Consider the following 18,465-nt stretch of genomic DNA (forward strand, 5'->3'; position numbering starts at 1 on the left):
GTGCCGGCATGGGACCACCCCGCCCCGTTCGTCATCCGGCGGACCGTCGGCGAAGGCGACATCGACGGCCTCGAGCACACCAACAATGCCGTCTACGTACAGTGGTGCGAACAGGCTGCCTGGGCGCACACGGAGGCACTGGGTATCGATCTCGCGGCCTACCGGTCCCTGAACCGGGCCATGGCAGTGATTCGCGGGGAGTACGACTATCTCGCGGCCTCAAGGCTCGGCGACGGCCTGGCCATCGCCACCTGGATCACCGGCTGGGACCGGCGCCTGACCATGACCCGCAACTTCCAGGTGTGCCGGGAAGAAGACGGCACCACGCTGCTTCGCGGCCGGGTGACCTTCGCCTGCATCGAGATCTCGACCGGCAAGCCCCGGCGCATGCCGCCGGTGTTCATCGAGGTCTACGGCCCCGCGATCATCGATCCCACGGAACCGGGGGAGTAGGCCCGGGGAGTGAAGGCGGGGACCGGGCAGGCCTAGGCCCGCCCCCAGGGAAAGGCCAGCACCTCATCGACGCTCGCCGCACCGGTGGCCGCCATCACCAGGCGGTCGAAACCCAGGGCCACGCCGCTGCAGGGGGGCAGGCCGGCTTCCAGGGCGGCCAGCAACCGCGGGTCCGGTGCTCGCTCGGCGAGGCCGCGGCGCCGCCGCGAGGCGTTGTCGGCGGCAAAGCGCCGCGCCTGCTCTTCGGGGTCGGCCAGCTCGTGGTAACCGTTGGCGAGCTCCAGCCCGTCGACGTAGAACTCGAAGCGCTCTGCCACGGCCACGGGGCCGCTCGCGTCGACGCGGGCCAGCGCCGCCTGGGAGGCGGGGTAGGCGTGAACGCAGACGATGCCCTCCAGCGCGGGCTCGATGCGGTGGGACAGCAGCAGGTCGAGCCAGCCGTCGCGGTCCAGTTCGAGCCCGCCGGTATCCAGCTCCGCGCGGGCGAGGCCTGCCAGCGCCTCGGTGCTGGCCCGGTGCGGGTCGAGATCGAGGTGGTCCCGGAACAGGTCACCATAGCTGACCTTGCGCCAGCCCGTGCGGCCCAGGCAGTGCTCGAGGAGCTCGGCGACCTCGGCCATGAGCGCGTGGTGGTCGAAGCCCGGCCGGTACCATTCCAGCAGCGTGAATTCCGGGTTGTGCCGCCGCCCCGCCTCGCCGTCGCGGAAGGCCCTGCCGAGCTGGTAGATGGACCCGCTACCGGCGGCAAGCAGCCGCTTCATGGCGTACTCGGGGGAGGTCTGAAGGTAGCGGGGCGCGGCAACGATGGCGCCGCCCTGCACCACCAGCGGCTCGATGGCCGGGTCGGTCACCCCGTGGCTGGCTAGCAGCGGTGTCTCGACTTCGAGAACGCCGCGGCGGGCGAAGAAGCCGCGCACGGCGGCCAGGAGTTCGGCGCGGCGCGCGAGCGCCGCGGGGCTGGCGGCGGGCCGCCAGTCGTCCATGTCAGGACTTGCTGGCCCGGGCCACGTACTCGCCGGTGCGGGTGTCGACGCGGATCACCTCGCCCTGGGAGATGAACAGGGGCACGCGGACGACCGCGCCGGTGCTCAGCGTCGCCGGCTTGCTGCCGCCCTGGGCGGTATCGCCCTTGAGCCCGGGGTCCGTCTCGACAATCTCGAGCTCCACGAAGTTCGGCGCCGATACCGACAGCGGAGTGCCGTTGTAAAGGGTGACCTCCACCGGCTCCTGCTCCTTGAGCCACTGCTTCGTATCGCCCACGGCGGCCGCGTCGGCCTGGTGCTGCTCGAAGCTCTTGGGATCCATGAAGTACCAGAACTCGCCGTCCGTGTAGAGGTACTCCATGGAAACGTCCATGACGTCGGCCCCGTCGAGGGACTCGCCGGACTTGAAGGTGCGCTCCCAGACCCGGCCGGTCTTCAGGTTGCGCAGCCGGACGCGATTGAAGGCCTGGCCCTTCCCGGGCTTCACGAACTCGTTCTCGAGGATACTGCAGGGATCGCCGTCGAGCATCACCTTGAGGCCCGAGCGGAATTCATTGGTCGAGTAGCTAGCCATGGGTGACCACCTGTACCGGAAAAGCGGCGCATCATAGCGCAGGAGGGCGGTGGAAGTCAGCGGTGCATTCCGTGACGCAGTCCCCAGTGCAGCCCCCGATGCATTGCGCTGCGGGAGCCGGCATGCGATAAACTGGCCGCATCTGGTGAGAGCCCCGGGGAGGGTGGCGACCATGCCGGACAGAAGCACGGGCATCCTCCATTTGCCGCAACAGGACCTCGATTCCTTCGACCTGTTTGACCTTACGCCGGCGGCCGCCGAGGCCTGGGCTGCCGCGCTTCCGGGCGGCAACCCTGCCAAGGGCGCCGCCGCGCTCCGCGACGCACTGTCCTCGCTGAACCGGGTGGCCATCGCGCCGCCGCAGCGCTTCGCAATCCTCGAGGCGCTGCGCGCGACGCTCAAGCAGGTGACGGAGGCGCTGACCCAGGGGCTCATTGCGGACAGCGCAGTGGTTTCCGAGCACATCCGGCAGCGCTCGGAACTGGTCTCGGACCTCTGCGAGCTCGGCGCCGCGGGCTACGCGCTGGTCGCCGTGAACACGATCCGCAAGCCGGACGCCATCGAGGGCCTGAACCCGGCGCGGCTGGCCTGCGAGGCGCTGCAGCGCGCCGTGGCCTTCCGCAGCCGGGAACTGCTCCAGTACCACCTGCTCTACCAACCCGTGCCGCTTAACCACTGGGCGATGCTGCATCACCTCTACGCCCTGGCCGAGCGCCAGCAGCTGGCCAACCTGCCGGTCAGGGACCCGCTCACGGACACCGAGTCCACCGTGGCCGGCGAATACCTGCCGGGCGTCCTGCTCGCCTGCTGCAAGAGCAACCAGCTCCGGCAGCAGGACATCCTCACCACCTTTCACGCGCTCTGGCACTGGCGCGATCTCGCCCGCATCGAGGACCCGGCCGTGGGCGAGGGCCTGTTCTTCCTCGACCTCACCAGCGACCGCCCGCCGGGCTACAGCGCCCTGCAGGCGCAGCCGCTCGGTGGCAGCCAGCGCTACCTGAACACCCGGGCGCTGGTGCGGCACCTGGCCGAGCTCCGCGGGCGCAGCGAACAGGGCAGCTACAGCCTCGACCGGGAAACCCGCCTCGACGGCCACCTCTGCGCGCACCTGGGCCGGGCCCTCGGCGAGGTCAGCCAGCGCCATTTCAACCGCCAGCCGGCGCGCCACCAGCTGTGGATCGCCACGGGCCTGTCAGCGGTGCACTACTACGTTGCCGGCGAACGCGGTCTCGAAAAGGTACTGCACGGCGACGACTATGAACCTCCGGTGACGGAACAGATCCCGCAGAACCCGTTCCTGAAAACCTCCGAGGGCGGCGACCGCTGGCAGCAGGCTAACCCGGAGGAAGACTTCGAGGATGACGCAGACCACAGCGATAGCGCTCTCGTCGTGGATGCGGGGTCCCTGGCCGCGCCAGAGCAGGACGCCCCCCCGCGCCGCTACACGGTCTTTACCGTCGAATCCGCCAACGTCAGCCCCGGCGGCTACTGCGTGGAATGGACCGGCCTGCCGGACGGCATCAGTATCGGCGACGTGGTCTGTCTGCGCGAGCAGCAGCACGGCGAGGGCGACTGGTCCATCGCCGTGATCCGCTGGATCAGCCAGGTGAAGAACGCGCCGACGCTCCTCGGCCTCGAACTGCTGAGCCCCCGGGGAACGGCCTACGCCGCGCAGGTCCGGCTCCCGGACGGCGATTACTCGCGGCCGATCCGCGTCATCCTGTTGCCGGAAATCGCCCTGGTTGGCCAGCCGCACACGCTGCTCGCCCCGCGGCTGGTATTCAAGGAGAACCAGAAGATCATCCTCGCCCGCAAGGACGAAACGTTCCTGGTCAAGCTGAAACGGCAGATCGCCTCGACGGCGGCCTTCGGCCAGTTCGACTTTGAGTACCGCCGCCAGCTCGACGAGGACATCGACGCCGGGCACGATGCTCTCCACGCCAACCAGTTCGAATCAGTCTGGGACGACCTCTGATACCCAGTGCCGCTCCGGCACGCCGAGCAGGAACAGCACGCAGTCCAGGCCGAAATGGCTGATAGCCTGCTGCGCCGCCGCGCGCACTACGGGCTTGGCGCGAAAGGCCACGCCGAGGCCGGCCTCGCCGAGCATGGGCAGGTCGTTCGCACCGTCACCGACCGCCAGCACGTGCGCGGGCGTCAGCCCCTCCCGGGCCGCCAGCTCCCTGAGCAGCGACGCCTTGCGCGCGCCATCGACGATCGGCTCCACCGCCTCGCCGGTGAGCCGCCCGGCCTCCAGCTCCAGCCGGTTCGCGTGCACCTCGTGAATACCCAGGCGGGCCTGCACGTCGCGGGCAAAGTAGTCGAAGCCCCCGGAGAGAATCGCCGTGTGCACGCCCAGGGCGCGCAGTGTTGCCACCAGCTGCCGGGCGCCATCCACCAGCCGGAGGCTCGCGGCGATGTCGTCGAGGCAGTCGCCGTCGAGGCCGCGGAGCGTGCCTAGGCGGGCGCGGAAGCTCTCGCGGAAGTCGATCTCCCCGCGCATGGCCCGCTCGGTCACCACACTGACGGCCTCGCGCACGCCGGCGGCTCCCGCGAGCTCGTCGATCACCTCCGCCTCGATCAGGGTGGAGTCCATGTCGAACACGGCCAGGCGCCGGTGGCGTCGCAGCGGGCCCTCGCGCTGCAGGCAGATGTCCAGGGACCGCTCCGCCGCGAGAGCCAGCGACGCTTCACGCAGCACGGGCAGCGAGGTCTCGTCACCGGCGAGCGCAACCTCCAGGCAACCCCGCGGCGAACCCGGCAGAGACAGCCACTCGCCGCCGAGCACCTGCCATCCGCCGCGAGCGAGCAGCTCGGCAAAGGCGGCGACCGCGTCCGCGGCCAGGGGGCGGCCGACCAGCGTGGCAACGTGGCTCGGCGGCCGCGGCCGCGCGGCGAAGAGGTCGTTGAGAGGCGGGGGCAACACGGGCAGGGATCCTTGCGGGCCGGTGGCGCATTCTAGCCCGGATGACGCGGCGATTCACGGTGCCTCGCGCGGGCACGCTATACTGGCGCCGCCGCGTCGGGAGGACCGCCAACGCACCGTGAAAACACCGCAGTGAAGAGCCCGCTACGCAACCTCAGCCTCACCCTGCAGCTGCCCCTCGCCGCCGCGGCGCTGAGCCTCGCCGTGGCCCTCGCCCTGGTCACCCTGGCCGCCACCTCCAGCCGCTACCTGCTGGAAACGCAGCAGGCGGACTACGGCAGCGCCCTCGCCCAGCAGATCGCCCGCCGCATCAGCACCGCCCTCGAGTCCGGCGACCTGCTCAGCGTGGCCGCCTCCCTGCAGCGCTTCGTCGAGAGTTCGCCGGCGACGGTGGTGGAGATCTACGATGTCGAGGGCCAGGCGCTAGGGCGCGCGGGCACGGACGGCCGCCCCGGCGAGGCCCACTACGAGGCCCCGGTCCGGGTCGGCCCGGACATCGCCGGGCGGGTCCGCATCGCCCTCGATACAGGCAGCGCCCGCGAATCCCGGCAGCGCTTCCTGCTCAGCCTGAGTGCCCTGGCCGTCGTCCTCAGCCTGCTGGTCTTCCTGGTGGCCCGCTACGGCGCCGCGCGCCTGGTCGGCCGCATCGCCGGCGCGGCCGAGCGCCTGGCCCTCGACGGCGCGTCGCCGCCGGCCGCCGGCATCAGCGAGCTCGAGCTGCTGGAGTCACGGGTCGAGGCGCTGCCGCTGGAGCTGCTGCGGCCGCGGGACGCGGGCGCGCCGAGCGGCGAGCACTACCGCACGAACACGGTGCTCTACCTGCACCTCGCCAGCCTGGCCGGCTACGTCGACACGCTGAACGAGCGCAACCTGCACCGCTACACGGACCGGCTGCACCGCATCATCTACGCGTCGGCCGCCTGCTACGGCGGCAAGCTGCAGGTCGCGCGCCCCTTCGGCCTGGCCCTGTGCTTCGCCGAGGGCGAGGGAACCGGTAGCGCGACGCTGCGCGCCGTGGCCTGCGCCGCCCTGGTCCGGGAGGTTGCCGGCACCCTGGAAGCCGGGATGTCGCTCTCCCTGTCCATGGGCATGGCCGTCGGCCGGAGCGAACTCGGCCCCGGCGACGCCGCGGACATCTACCCGGGCCTCTACCTTCAGGGGGTGCTGGATGAGCTGCGCGACGCCTGCCTGCACGATCGCGAGCACGTGCTGGTGACGGAGGATGCCGCCGCCGACAAGGACCTCGCGGCGCACGCGGAACTGCGCCTGGAGAAGCCGGGCTTCAAGCGGCTGGCCGGCTTCGCCGATACCCAGCAGCTGCTGCTGGAGCGGCAGTCGGCACTGCTCCTCGCCCGCCTCCGGGGCCGCCGGGAGGCCGCCGCCTGAGGCGCGGCGATCACCCGCGCTCCAGGCGCTCCGCCCGCTGGAAGCCCCGCGGCAGCTTGTTGCCGCGACGGCCACGCTCGCCGCGGTAGTGCTCGAGCTCCGCGGGTTTGAGGGTCAGGTGGCGCTTACCGGCATGAATGACCAGCGACTCGTCGTTACCGACCGCCAGCACGCCGACCACGTACTCTTCCCGGGCCTGTACCCGCGCCGGCGGAATGCCGATGATCTTGTTGCCCTTGCCGCGGGCGAGGGCGGGCAGGTCCTCGAGGGGGAAGACCAGCAGCCGTCCCTCGCTGGAGACCGCGGCGACCCAGGCGGCCGCCTCGGGCACCGGCGTGGGCGCCAACACCTGGGCGCCCTTCGGTAGCGTCAGCACCGCCTTGCCGGCGCGGTTCTTCGCCTGCAGGTCGCCGAGGCGGCCGATGAAACCGTAGCCGGCATCGCTGGCGAGGAGGCAGCGCTGGTCCGCCTCGCCCATGAGCAGGCCGTTGAAGACCGCGCCCGAAGGCGGGCTGATCCGCCCGGTCAGCGGCTCGCCCTGCCCGCGGGCCGAGGGCAGGTTGTGGGTGGCCACCGTGTACGCGCGGCCCGTGGAGTCGAGCAGCACCGCCGGCTGGTTGCTGCGACCACGGGCCGCCAGCTTGAAGCCGTCGCCGGACTTGTAGCTCAGGGTCGCGGGGTCGATCTCGTGGCCCTTGGCCGCGCGGATCCAGCCCTTCTCCGAGAGCACCACCGTGACCGGATCGGCGCTCATGAGCTCAAGCTCGCTGAACGCCTGCGCTTCCTCCCGGGCGACGATGGGCGAGCGCCGGTCGTCGCCGTAGCTCTCGGCAACGGCGCGCAGTTCCTTCTTGATCAGGGTCTTCAGCCGCGCATCGGAGCCGAGCAGCTTCTCCAGCTGGTCGCGCTCCTTCTCGAGCTCGTCCTGCTCGGTACGGATCTTCATTTCCTCGAGCTTGGCGAGGTTACGCAGCTTCAGTTCGAGGATCGCTTCCGCCTGCACGTCAGTCAGGCCGAAGCGCGCCATGAGGGCGGCCTTGGGCTCGTCCTCGGTGCGGATGATGTGGATCACCTCGTCGATGTTGAGGTACGCGATCAGGTAGCCCGCGAGCACATGCAGCCGCTTCTGCACCTTGTCCAGCCGATGCTCCAGGCGGCGGCGCACCGTGCTGCGACGGAACTCCAGCCACTCCCTGAGCATCCGCTCGAGGCTGCGCACGCCCGGGCGGCCGTCGATGCCGATCACGTTCAGGTTGACCCGGTAGCTGCGCTCGAGGTCCGTGGTCGCGAACAGGTGGCTCATGAGTGCCTCGCCGTCGACCCGGTTCGAGCGCGGCACGATCACCAGGCGCGTGGGGCTCTCGTGATCCGACTCGTCGCGCAGGTCCGCGACCATGGGCAGCTTGCGCGCCTGCATCTGCTGGGCGATCTGCTCCAGCACGCGGGCGCCGGAGGTCTGGTAGGGCAGCGCGTGGATCACGATGTCGCCGTTCTCCCGCTCCCACACCGCGCGCATGCGCAGGCTGCCACGGCCGGTCTCGTAGATCGTGCGCAGCTCTTCCTCGGGGGTGATGATCTCCGCGTCGGTGGGAAAGTCCGGGCCGCGCACGAAGGCACACAGGTCCGCGACGCTCGCCTTCGGGTTCTCCAGCAGGTGCACGGCGGCGTCGACCACTTCGCGCAGGTTGTGCGGCGGAATGTCCGTGGCCATGCCCACGGCGATGCCCGTGGTGCCGTTGAGCAGCACGTTGGGCACCTGCGCCGGCAGGATTGCGGGCTCCTTCAGCGTGCCGTCGAAGTTGGCGACCCAGTCGACCGTGCCCTGTCCCACCTCGTCGAGGAGGACCTCGGCGTAGCGCGCCAGGCGGGACTCCGTGTAGCGCATGGCCGCGAAGGACTTCGGGTCGTCCGGTGAGCCCCAGTTACCCTGGCCGTCCACCAGCGGGTAGCGGTAGCTGAAGTCCTGTGCCATCAGCACCATCGCCTCGTAGGCGGCGCTGTCACCGTGCGGGTGGAACTTGCCGATCACGTCGCCCACGGTGCGCGCGGACTTCTTGTACTTGGCCGTCGCCTTGAGCCCTAGCTCGCTCATGGCGTAGACGATGCGCCGCTGTACCGGCTTCAACCCGTCGCCGACGTGCGGCAGGGCCCGGTCCAGGATCACGTACATGGAATAGTCGAGGTAGGCTTTCTCGGCGTACTGCCGCAGGGAGACCTGCTCGGTGGCGTCGCCGTCGTTCACTTCCGTGTCAGCCATGCGTTTGTCTCGTCGCTCGCTCCGATCGGGGGGTGGATGATGTTGCCGGCACCGCGGGGCACCGGTGCCCTGCTCAGGCGTCCCCGGCGCTGGCCTGCAGGCGCACGACCTGCTCGTTCAGGCTGGCGATGGAGTTTGCCATGTCCGAGAGCAGGGCGTGGATGGTCGCCGGGTTGCTCTTGATCAGGTCCGAGAACTGGTGCGTGGGCACCTTGACCACGGAGCAGGCACTGCGCGCACGCACGGTGGCGCTGCGGTCCGCGTGGGTTAGCGCCGCCATGGCGCCGAAGATCTCCCCGGAACCGATACGCCCGACCATCACGCCGTCAACGAGCACGTCGGCAACACCCGAGGTCATGTGGTAGACGAACTCGGCCCGGTCACCCTGGCGGATGATGATATCGTCCGGCTGGTAGACCTCGAAACCCGGGGTGGTGACGACATCGGCGCTGCTGTTGACGGCGGCGAGGCGCACCATCATGCCCGAGTAGGTCACCAGCAGGCGGGTCCAGAGCTTGGTCGTCGAGGAGCGCGAGAACACCTGGCGCATGAACTCCAGCGCCGGGAAGCTTTGCAGGCTGGCGCCGGCTTCGCTGCCGTAGTAGACGGCGGCGTCCGGGTCACCGAGACCGGCGATGTCCGGCAGCAGCAGGTCGCCCTCCTCGAGGAGAAACACGGACCGGTCCCGGTAGCGGGCCGTGATCGTGCCGCTCTCGACGAGGTAGAACTTGCCGCCGTCAAAGCTGCGAAAGTTGCCGCTGCGGGTCGCTGTGACCTCGACCCGGCCGGGCGGGAGGTCGACATCGTCGAGGAGGGTCTGGACGAGCTCCCGGAACTGGCGGTTCAGGGCCGTGAAATCGTCGGGAAGATCTACGCTCGCGAGCATTCGGTCGGATCCGGTTGGGAGGCCTGCCCGGGCACCCGGGGAGACGGCTTGGCCCTGCACCGCTGTCTCAGCGTGATCATACCAATTTCTCACGGGCTGCGCGATTGCAATTTGCGAAAACAGCGCTGGCGCCGCCCGCGCGACCGCGCTAGCATGCCCGCCCGCAGCGGGCGGAGAGCTTAGGCACGGAGCAGGCATGGCGACGGGGGACGAGACCGGGGACCGCTGGGAGGCGCTGCCCTTCGACGCGCTGGGCGTGCACCGGCTTTACGACATCCTGGCCCTGCGCCAGGCCGTCTTCGTGGTGGAGCAGGACTGCCCCTACCTGGACTGCGACGGGCTCGACGCGGCCGCCTGGCACCTCTTCTGCCACCGCCGCGCTACGCTCCTCGCCTACCAGCGCTGCCTGCCGCCAGGAACCCCGTACCGGGAGAGCTCCATCGGCCGCATCATCGTTCCCGAGGCGGGCCGCGGCCTCGGCCTCGGCCGGGAACTGGTGCGCCGGGGCATTGCCTTCAACCGCGAGCGCTGGCCGGGCCATGCCATCCGCATCGGCGCCCAGGCGCGGCTTACCGCGTTCTACGAGAGCCTGGGCTTCACCGTCGACGGCGACAGCTACGACGAGGACGGCATCGAGCACATCCACATGACGCTGCCCGCCGGGGCCTGAGGGAGACGCGCGCTGCCGGCGGCGTCAGCCCCGCGAGGCGCGCTTGCGCTCGTGCTCCTTGAGGAACTTCTTGCGCAGGCGGATGCTCGCCGGGGTGACTTCCACCAGCTCGTCGTCGGCGATGAACTCCAGCGCCTGCTCCAGGGTGTGCTCCACGGCCGGGGTCAGGGTCAGCGCCTCGTCCGTGCCCGCGGCGCGGATGTTGGTCAGCTGCTTGGCCTTAGTGGGATTGACCGTGAGGTCGTTGCCGCGGCTGTGCAGGCCGATGATCTGCCCCTCGTAGACCTCTACGTTCGGCTTCACGAACAGCCGGCCGCGGTCCTGCAGGTTGAACAGGGCGTAGGCGAGAGTCTTGCCGGTCACCATGGAGATGAGCACGCCGTTGTTGCGCTGCGCCAGCAGCCCGGTGCGCACCGGGCCGTAGTGGTCGAAGACGTGGGTGAGGATACCGCTGCCGGAAGTCAGCGTGAGGAACAGGGAGCGGAAGCCGATGAGCCCGCGGGCCGGCACGATGAACTCCAGGCGCACCCGCCCCTTTCCGTCCGGCACCATGTTCGAGAGCTCCGCCCGGCGCTCGCCCAAAGCCTCCATGACCGCGCCCTGGTGTGCCTCCTCGCAGTCGACGAGGAGCTGCTCGTAGGGTTCGCAGAGCTCGCCGTCGATCTCGCGCTGGATCACCTCCGGGCGCGATACGCCGAGCTCGTAACCCTCCCGGCGCATGGTCTCGATCAGCACCGACAGGTGCAGCTCACCGCGGCCCGATACGATGAAGCGGTCGGGGCTGTCGCCCGGCTCGACCCGTAGCGCCACGTTGTGGATCAGCTCGCGCTCGAGGCGCTCGGCGATGTTGCGCGAGGTGACGAACTTCCCCTCCTTGCCTGCGAAGGGCGAGTCGTTCACCTGGAAAGTCATGCTCACCGTCGGCTCGTCCACCGTGAGCGGCGGCAGCGCCTCGACCTTTGCCGGGTCGCAGAGCGTATCGGAAATGTTGAGGCCGTCGATGCCGGTGACGCAGACGATGTCACCGGCCCTGGCCTCAGCCACCTCGACGCGCTCGAGGCCCAGGTAGCCCATGACCTGCAGCACGCGGCCGTTGCGCTGCCCGCCCTCGCTGTCGACCACCGCCACCGCGGTGTTCGGCGTGAGCCGGCCGCGGGTGATGCGGCCGACGCCGATAACCCCGACATAGCTGTTGTAGTCCAGCGCGCTCACCTGCAGCTGCAGCGGGCCGCGCTCGTCCACCTTCGGCGCCGGCACCTCGCGGATGATGGCATCGAAGAGCGGCGTCATGTCCTCGGCCATGGCCTCGTGGTCCAGGCCGGCGATGCCCTGGATGGCCGAGGCGAAGACGATGGGGAAATCGAGCTGCTCTTCCGTGGCACCCAGGTTGTCGAACAGGTCGAACACCTGGTCCACGACCCAGTCGGGCCGGGCACCGGGGCGGTCGACCTTGTTCACGACGACGATGGGCCGCAGGCCGCGGGCGAACGCCTTCGCGGTGACGAAGCGGGTCTGCGGCATGGGCCCGTCCACCGCATCCACCAGCAGCAGCACCGAGTCCACCATGGACAGCACGCGCTCGACCTCGCCGCCGAAGTCCGCGTGCCCGGGCGTGTCGACGATGTTGATGCGGTAGTCGTCGTATCGGATCGCCGTATTCTTGGCGAGGATCGTGATGCCGCGCTCGCGCTCCTGGTCGTTGGAATCCATGATCCGCTCCGCGCCGGCGCTGCGCCGGTCGAGGGTGCCCGACTGCTGCAGCAGGCAGTCGACCAGCGTGGTCTTGCCATGGTCGACGTGGGCGATGATAGCGATGTTGCGCAGGGACTCGATCACGGGGTTCTCCGCAGGCCGCGGTGCGGCGGAAAAAAGGCGCCGGATTATACCTGACGCAGCGCCGACCACCAGCCTGCTTGCAGCAGCCCCGGCAGCCATGCACCATTCAGAGGCCCTGATGCATTATTGTGGTGCAAGTCCTGCTCCAGCCGCGTCGCGGGAGAAAAAAAGCTTCCCGGAATCAGAGGCTTGTAGCCGGGGTCGGCTGGCACAGGACTTGCAATTCCGCGAAGCACCAGAACTGACGCGGTGCGCCCTTTGCGGTGCGTGGCGCCGACAGCTCGCAAGAAACGGGTTCGAGGACCCGATTACATTCCCAATGGAGGACTGACCATGTCAGACAAGACCCTGGACCTGATCAAGGAAAGCGAAGCGAAGTGGATCGACCTGCGCTTCACGGACAGCAAGGGCAAGGAGCAGCACGTCACCATCCCGGCCACGGAAGTGGATGATGACTTCTTCGAAGAGGGCAAGATGTTCGACGGTTCCTCCATCGCCGGCTGGAAGGGCATCAACGAGTCGGACATGATCCTCATGCCCGACGACTCCACCGCCGTCGTCGACCCCTTCACCGACGACCCCACGATCAACCTCCGCTGCGACATCGTCGAGCCCTCCACCATGCAGGGCTACGAGCGCGACCCGCGCTCCGTCGCGCACCGCGCCGAGGAGTACCTGAAGTCCACGGGTATCGGCGACACCGCCTTCTTCGGTCCGGAGCCCGAGTTCTTCGTCTTCGACGACATCAAGTGGCACTCGGATATGTCGGGCGCCGGTTACACGATCCACTCTGAGGAAGCGGCCTGGGTCTCCAGCCACAAGTTCGACGAGGGCAACATCGGCCACCGTCCGCGCGTCAAGGGCGGCTACTTCCCCGTCCCGCCGGTCGACTCCCTCCACGATATCCGCGCCGCCATGTGCGACGCCATGGAGCAGATGGGCCTGCCCGTCGAGGTTCACCACCACGAGGTGGGTACGGCCGGCCAGTGCGAGATCGGCGTGAAGTTCAACACCCTCGTGCGCAAGGCCGACGAGGTGCAGATCCTCAAGTACTGCGTGCTCAACGTCGCCCACGCCTATGGCAAGACGGCCACCTTCATGCCCAAGCCCCTGGTCGGTGACAACGGTTCCGGCATGCACGTGCACCAGTCGATCAGCAAGGACGGCGAGAATGTCTTCGCCGGCGACGGCTACGCGGGCCTCTCGGAGACGGCGCTCTACTACATCGGGGGCATCATCAAGCACGCCCGCGCCCTGAACGCCTTCACCAACGCCTCCACGAACTCCTACAAGCGCCTGGTGCCGGGCTTCGAAGCGCCGGTCATGCTCGCCTACTCGGCGCGCAACCGCTCCGCCTCGATCCGCATCCCCTACGAGCCGAGCCCCAAGGGCAAGCGCGTAGAGGTCCGCTTCCCGGACCCGACTGCCAACCCCTACCTGGCCTTCGCCGCCATGCTCATGGCCGGCATCGACGGTATCCAGAACAAGATCCACCCCGGCGACGCTGCCGACAAGGACCTGTACGACCTGCCCCCGGAAGAGGGCAAGGCGATCCCGACGGTGGCCTCGAGCCTGGAGATGGCCATCGATGCTCTGAACGCGGACCGCAGCTTCCTGACGGCTGGCGGCGTGTTCACAGACGACATGATCGACGGCTACATCGCTCTCAAGGAAGAGGACATCGAGCGCCTGCGCATGACCACCCACCCGGTGGAGTTCGACCTCTACTACTCCGTGTAAGCTCTCTTGCAGCTTGCACCCGAGGGCCCGCTTCTTGCGGGCCTTTTTTTTGCGCGCATTCCCGGGGCGACCCTGAACCGTTAACTTGGCGCAAACACGGCAAAAAGGCACATAATGGGAAACAGCCAGTCGCCGGAGGTGACCATGAGCAAGCTTGTCGCCGTTTTGGGTTTTCTTGTCGCGTATGCCGTTTCCGGGTCTGCCCTGGCGCAGCAGATCTACCGCAGCGTGGACGAGCACGGCAACGTCGTGTTCAGCGACCAGCCGCCGGCCCCGGGGCAGGACGGCGAGAAGGTCGAGCTACGGGACCTGAACACGACGCCGCCGCCGGACCCGCGGCCGCGGCCCGCGCCGGCGAAGCGTAAGCCCGAGCCGGCGCCGGCGCCGACCGTGACCATCGCCTCGCCGGAGAACGAGACCACCATCGCCATGGGGCCCGGGAACTTCAGCGTGAGCGGCAGCGCAGAGCCGCCGCTGGGTCCCGGTGAGCGCCTGCAGCTGTTCATGGATGGCGAGGCCGTCGGGCCGCCGCAGGCGGGCGCAAGCTGGGGCCTGCAGGGCGTGCTGCGCGGCCCTCACGACCTGGTCATCCGCCGCCTGAACAACAGCGGCAAGACGATCGCCGAATCGGAGTCCGTCCGCGTCTACGTGCTTCGCCCCTCGGTGCGCTGATCCCGGCGGCCCCCGCGCTGGCCGGGACGGCATACATGCACAATACTGGTGCATAAACCGACGGGGACGCCGATACCGCTGTCCGCTTTGGCGCACGAATTCTGGTCGGCATAGTTGAGGTTAGCACTTACTACGCTTTAAATCGGCGCTTGCAAGGACCTAAACCCCCGTCTTAAGCCAATGCCCCGTCGTGGCTCCAATCTTGCTTTGTCGAGAGGCAGCCACTCGACGGGCGGTAAAAAACAGGGCAGGCATGCAGGACGCGGACGTTCTCGACAACATCAGCACCGGGGTGCTCTGCCTCGACAAGGCGCTGCGTGTCCGCTACCTCAACCCAGCGGCGGAGGCACAGCTGGCGATCTCCACGGCGCGTGTCTGCGGGCTGCACGCACGCCACATCGACTCGCTGCCGCCGGTGTGGCTGACCACCCTGGAGCAGGCGCTCCGGGAGAAACACCCGATCGTGCGCCGGGGAGTGGAACTGGTGCTGCCGGCCGGTGCCTACGGGCAGGTCGACCTGGTGATCACGCCCCTGCATGAGGAGGGGCCGGTGGCGCTCGTGGTCGAGGTGCAGGCGGTGGACCGGCTGCAGCGCATCAGCCGCGAGGAGAGCCTGCTCAACGCGCAGGAGGCGACCCACTCCCTCGTCCGCGGCCTCGCCCACGAGATCAAGAACCCCCTCGGGGGCGTCCGCGGCGCGGCGCAGCTCCTGGCGCGCGCGCTGCCCGATGGCGAGCTCGGGGAATACACGGAGATCATCATCCGCGAGGCGGACCGGCTGCGCGACCTCGTCGACCGCCTGCTGGGGCCGAAGGTGCAGCCCCAGCTCGAGCCGCTCAACGTGCACGAGGTGCTGGAACACGTCTGCCGCCTGGTGCGGGCGGAGGCCGGGCCGGCGCTGGCGCTGACCCGCGACTACGACCCCAGCCTGCCCGACATTCTCGGCGACCGGACCCAGCTGGTGCAGGCGGTGCTCAACATCGCCCGCAACGCTCTCCAGGCTACCAGCGAACAGGTCGTGCGGGAGCTCGCCATCATCAGCCGCTCCCAGCGCCAGTTCACCATCGGCAATCGGCGGCACCGGCTGGTCTGCCGTGTCGACATCGTCGACAACGGCCCCGGCATTCCCGAGGAGCTCCGCCACTCCCTGTTCGTGCCCATGATCAGCGGCCGCGCCGACGGCTCCGGCCTCGGGCTGGCGATCTCCCAGTCCATCGTCAACCGCCACGGCGGTCTGCTGACCTGTGACAGCAGGCCCGGCGAGACCCGTTTCAGTCTTTATCTACCGCTGGAAGAATCCTATGCCCAAGCCCCCTAAAGTCTGGGTCGTCGACGACGACCAATCGATCCGCTGGGTGCTGGAGCGCGCCCTCAGCCAGGCCGGCATCGAGAGCGAGTGCTTCGCGAATGGCGACCGGATGCTGCGCCGCCTCGGCGAGGACCAGCCGGACGCCGTGATCAGTGATATCCGCATGCCGGGCACCGACGGCCTCGAGCTCCTTGAGCGGCTCACCGCCAGCCATCCGCGGCTGCCGGTGATCATTACCACGGTCCACTCAGATCTCGACAGCGCCGTGGCCTCCTACCAGCAGGGGGCCTTCGAGTACCTGCCCAAGCCGTTCGATATCGACGAGGTGGTGGCGGTGACCGAGCGGGCCCTCGCCCACGCCCGGGAACACATGGCGCCGGCGGGCCCCGGGGACGACCTCGCCCCGGGTACGGAGATCATCGGCGAGGCCCCGGCCATGCAGGAGGTGTTCCGCGCCATCGGCCGCCTCGCCCACAGCAACATCACCGTGCTCATCAACGGCGAGTCCGGCACCGGCAAGGAGCTGGTCGCCCGGGCGCTGCACCGGCACAGCCCGAGGGCCGGTCAGCCCTTCATCGCCCTGAACATGGCCGCCATCCCCCGGGACCTCATGGAATCCGAGCTGTTCGGACACGAGAAGGGGGCCTTCACCGGGGCGGCCTCACGCCGCGAGGGGCGCTTCGAGCAGGCCAATGGCGGCACCCTTTTCCTCGACGAGATCGGCGACATGCCGGCAGAGACGCAGACCCGGCTCCTGCGGGTGCTCGCCGACGGCGAGTTCTACCGCGTGGGCGGGCACACCCCGGTACGCGTCGACGTGCGCATCATCGCCGCCACCCACCAGGACCTCGAGGAACGGGTGAGCCGGGGCGAGTTCCGCGAGGATCTTTTTCACCGCCTCAACGTGATCCGCATACACCTGCCGCGGCTGGCCGAGCGGCGCGAGGACATCCCCAAGCTCATGGACTTCTTCTTCGCCCGGGCGGCCAGGGAACTGGGGGGCGAGACCAAGGTACTGCTGCCGGAGACGGAGCGCTTCCTGGCCGGGCTCGACTGGCCCGGGAACGTGCGCCAGCTGGAGAATACCTGCCGCTGGATCACGGTCATGGCGTCGGGACGGGAGGTACACCTGGCAGACCTGCCGCCGGAGCTCGGCCGCCGGGAGGCCGCGGCGCCGACGGGCGAGGGCACGGACTGGCGGGAGCTGCTTTCGCTGTGGGCGAACAACGAGCTCGTGCAGGGAAAGCAGCACATCCTTCGTGCCGCCGTCCCCGCCTTCGAGCGAACGCTCATCGAGGTGGCCCTGAGACACACGCAGGGCCGCAAGCGGGATGCCGCGGAGCTCCTCGGCTGGGGCCGCAACACGCTGACCCGCAAGATGAAGGAGCTGGACATGTAGGCGGGGCAGGCCCGTCGCGGGGGCTCAGGCTTCGGCCGGCGCCTCGCCGTTACCCTGGGCCGCGGCCTGCTGGCCTTCGGCCTGGGAGCGGGCCATGGCCTGCTGGTAGAGCGCCTCGAAGTTAACCGGGGCGAGCATGAGCGCCGGGAAACCACCCTTGACGACCAGCCCGTCGATGGCCTCGCGGGCGTAGGGGAAGAGGATGTTCGGTGCGGCCGTGCCGAGCACCATGCGCAGCTGCTCCGTGTCGAAGCCGGCGATGTAGAAGATACCGGCCTGCTGCACCTCGACGAGGAACGCGGTCTGCTCCTCGACCTTCGAGGTGACCGTGATGGTCAGCACGACTTCGAAGTTGCCGTTCTCGTCAATGGTGTTGCTCTTGGTATTGAGGTCGATATTGACCTTCGGCTGGTACGACTTGCGGAAGATCTCCGGGGTCGCCGGGGACTCGAAGGATACGTCCTTGCAATAGATTCGCTGCAGCGAGAACTGCTGTTGCGGGGCGTTTTGTTGTGCTGCTGCCTGCTCGTCGGCCATGGCTTGCTGTCTCCGTGTGAGGTGGTGTCAGTGTGAAAGCGTGTCGGTCAGGGGGACGCGGAAAGCCCGAGCAGCCCGTCGAGACGCCCGCTGCGGTCCAGTGCCGCAAGTTCATCAAAGCCGCCCACGTGCTGGTCGCCAACCCAGATCTGCGGCACCGTGCGGCGGCCGGCTTTCTCGGTCATTTCCGCGCGCAGGGCGGCATTGCCGTCGACGGCAATCTCCTCGAAGGCCACGCCCTTGCCCTCGAGCAACCGCCGCGCGGCGATGCAGTAGGGGCAGAAGCGGGTGCTGTAGACGGTGACGGGAACGGCCACGGCGCTGCTACTTCTTCGCCACCGTGGGCAACTGCAGGTTGCGCCACTCGAGCATGCCGCCGGCCATCTTGTATACCTTGCCGAAGCCGTCGCCGCGCAGCTGCTTGGCGGCAGCGCCGGCCTGCTGGCCCATCTTGCAGACCAGGATGATCGGCCGGTCCCGGTACGCGTCGAGCTCGCTCTTTCGGTCCGCGAGCTTCGCCATGGGAATATGCAGGGCGTCGACGATATGCCCCTGCTTGAACTCGCCGCCATCGCGCAGGTCGAGGAAGATACCGTCCTCTGCGTTGACGAGGTCGATGGCCTGCTGCGGGCTCAGCGCCGGGCCCGCCTTGCGGGTCTCGTGGAACAGCAGCATGCCGATCGCCACGAGCAACGCGGCGACCAGGATCCATTGCTGGAGCAGGAACTCTAGGAAGAGGGCCATGGAGCGGTTTCCGGGTCCGTCTTGCGCCCGGCGGAAAGCCGGGCCTCGGCAAAAAGGCGCGCAGTATACCCTGTCTGTCCGGCGCGCTCCACA

At 68.9% G+C, this 18,465-nt stretch carries 17 protein-coding genes; 8 read left to right on the plus strand and 9 right to left on the minus strand.

What is annotated here, in order from left to right; genetic code table 11:
* Positions 1-453 carry an acyl-CoA thioesterase gene (locus tag RKE50_RS02215; RefSeq protein WP_350034039.1) on the plus strand — a complete coding sequence of 151 codons (453 nt, stop codon included), beginning with the start codon at positions 1-3 and terminating at the stop codon, positions 451-453.
* Between the two features lie 32 nt (positions 454-485).
* Here the strand turns inward: RKE50_RS02215 and epmA are convergent, their stop codons facing one another.
* Both epmA and efp read right to left on the minus strand, forming a co-directional pair.
* The gene (gene epmA, locus RKE50_RS02220; RefSeq protein WP_350034041.1) at positions 486-1,436 is read right to left on the minus strand and encodes an EF-P lysine aminoacylase EpmA; all 951 of its coding nucleotides are present in this window, start codon (positions 1,434-1,436) and stop codon (positions 486-488) included.
* A gap of 1 nt (position 1,437) precedes the next feature.
* Complete coding sequence (efp, locus tag RKE50_RS02225; RefSeq protein ID WP_350034043.1) at positions 1,438-2,010, minus strand: elongation factor P; 573 nt, start codon at positions 2,008-2,010, stop codon at positions 1,438-1,440.
* Positions 2,011-2,182: 172 nt separating this feature from the next.
* Here efp and RKE50_RS02230 point away from each other — a divergent pair, with 172 nt between their 5' ends.
* Positions 2,183-3,985, plus strand: coding sequence for a cyclic-di-GMP receptor FimW-related protein (locus RKE50_RS02230; RefSeq protein WP_350034045.1), 1,803 nt, complete (start codon positions 2,183-2,185; stop codon positions 3,983-3,985).
* Here the strand turns inward: RKE50_RS02230 and serB are convergent.
* Positions 3,965-4,936 carry a phosphoserine phosphatase SerB gene (gene serB, locus RKE50_RS02235; RefSeq protein ID WP_350034047.1) on the minus strand — a complete coding sequence of 324 codons (972 nt, stop codon included), beginning with the start codon at positions 4,934-4,936 and terminating at the stop codon, positions 3,965-3,967. The two genes, RKE50_RS02230 and serB, sit on opposite strands and share 21 nt — an antisense overlap.
* 132 nt (positions 4,937-5,068) lie before the next feature.
* Here serB and RKE50_RS02240 point away from each other — a divergent pair, with 132 nt between their 5' ends.
* Positions 5,069-6,322: a hypothetical protein gene (locus tag RKE50_RS02240; RefSeq protein ID WP_350034048.1), complete on the plus strand. Its 1,254-nt coding sequence runs from the start codon at positions 5,069-5,071 to the stop codon at positions 6,320-6,322.
* A 10-nt stretch (positions 6,323-6,332) separates the two neighbouring features.
* Here the strand turns inward: RKE50_RS02240 and parC are convergent, their stop codons facing one another.
* Positions 6,333-8,579 carry a DNA topoisomerase IV subunit A gene (parC, locus tag RKE50_RS02245; protein ID WP_350034050.1) on the minus strand — a complete coding sequence of 749 codons (2,247 nt, stop codon included), beginning with the start codon at positions 8,577-8,579 and terminating at the stop codon, positions 6,333-6,335.
* A gap of 73 nt (positions 8,580-8,652) precedes the next feature.
* Complete coding sequence (locus RKE50_RS02250; protein ID WP_350034052.1) at positions 8,653-9,465, minus strand: Crp/Fnr family transcriptional regulator; 813 nt, start codon at positions 9,463-9,465, stop codon at positions 8,653-8,655.
* 196 nt (positions 9,466-9,661) lie between these two features.
* Here RKE50_RS02250 and RKE50_RS02255 point away from each other — a divergent pair, with 196 nt between their 5' ends.
* Positions 9,662-10,135, plus strand: coding sequence for a GNAT family N-acetyltransferase (locus RKE50_RS02255; RefSeq protein WP_350034054.1), 474 nt, complete (start codon positions 9,662-9,664; stop codon positions 10,133-10,135).
* Positions 10,136-10,159: 24 nt separating this feature from the next.
* Here the strand turns inward: RKE50_RS02255 and typA are convergent, their stop codons facing one another.
* Positions 10,160-11,971: a translational GTPase TypA gene (gene typA / locus RKE50_RS02260; RefSeq protein WP_350034056.1), complete on the minus strand. Its 1,812-nt coding sequence runs from the start codon at positions 11,969-11,971 to the stop codon at positions 10,160-10,162.
* Between the two features lie 333 nt (positions 11,972-12,304).
* Between typA and glnA the strand changes: the two genes are divergently transcribed.
* The 4 genes from glnA (at position 12,305) to glnG (ending at position 17,091) form a co-directional block, all read left to right on the plus strand.
* A complete protein-coding gene (glnA, locus tag RKE50_RS02265) occupies positions 12,305-13,711 on the plus strand; it encodes a glutamate--ammonia ligase (RefSeq protein ID WP_350034058.1) in 1,407 nt (468 codons plus the stop codon).
* Between the two features lie 144 nt (positions 13,712-13,855).
* A complete protein-coding gene (locus RKE50_RS02270) occupies positions 13,856-14,383 on the plus strand; it encodes a DUF4124 domain-containing protein (protein ID WP_350034060.1) in 528 nt (175 codons plus the stop codon).
* 253 nt (positions 14,384-14,636) lie between these two features.
* Positions 14,637-15,701 carry a nitrogen regulation protein NR(II) gene (glnL, locus tag RKE50_RS02275; protein ID WP_350034062.1) on the plus strand — a complete coding sequence of 355 codons (1,065 nt, stop codon included), beginning with the start codon at positions 14,637-14,639 and terminating at the stop codon, positions 15,699-15,701.
* Positions 15,685-17,091, plus strand: coding sequence for a nitrogen regulation protein NR(I) (glnG, locus tag RKE50_RS02280; protein ID WP_350034064.1), 1,407 nt, complete (start codon positions 15,685-15,687; stop codon positions 17,089-17,091). The genes glnL and glnG overlap by 17 nt, the downstream gene beginning before the upstream one ends.
* Before the next feature lie 24 nt (positions 17,092-17,115).
* On the opposite strand, the gene secB is transcribed toward glnG, so the two are convergent.
* Genes secB through RKE50_RS02295 form a run of 3 tightly spaced genes read right to left on the minus strand, consistent with a single transcriptional unit; the run spans position 17,116 to position 18,372 of the window.
* On the minus strand, positions 17,116-17,628 hold the full coding sequence (secB, locus tag RKE50_RS02285; protein WP_350034066.1) for a protein-export chaperone SecB: 513 nt from the start codon (positions 17,626-17,628) through the stop codon (positions 17,116-17,118).
* Positions 17,629-17,675: 47 nt separating this feature from the next.
* Positions 17,676-17,945: a glutaredoxin 3 gene (gene grxC, locus RKE50_RS02290; protein ID WP_350034068.1), complete on the minus strand. Its 270-nt coding sequence runs from the start codon at positions 17,943-17,945 to the stop codon at positions 17,676-17,678.
* A gap of 7 nt (positions 17,946-17,952) precedes the next feature.
* The gene (locus RKE50_RS02295) at positions 17,953-18,372 is read right to left on the minus strand and encodes a rhodanese-like domain-containing protein (RefSeq protein ID WP_350034070.1); all 420 of its coding nucleotides are present in this window, start codon (positions 18,370-18,372) and stop codon (positions 17,953-17,955) included.
* Between the last annotated feature and the right edge of the window lie 93 nt (positions 18,373-18,465).

This window comes from Pseudohaliea sp., from assembly GCF_040217025.1.
Taxonomy (GTDB): domain Bacteria; phylum Pseudomonadota; class Gammaproteobacteria; order Pseudomonadales; family Halieaceae; genus Pseudohaliea.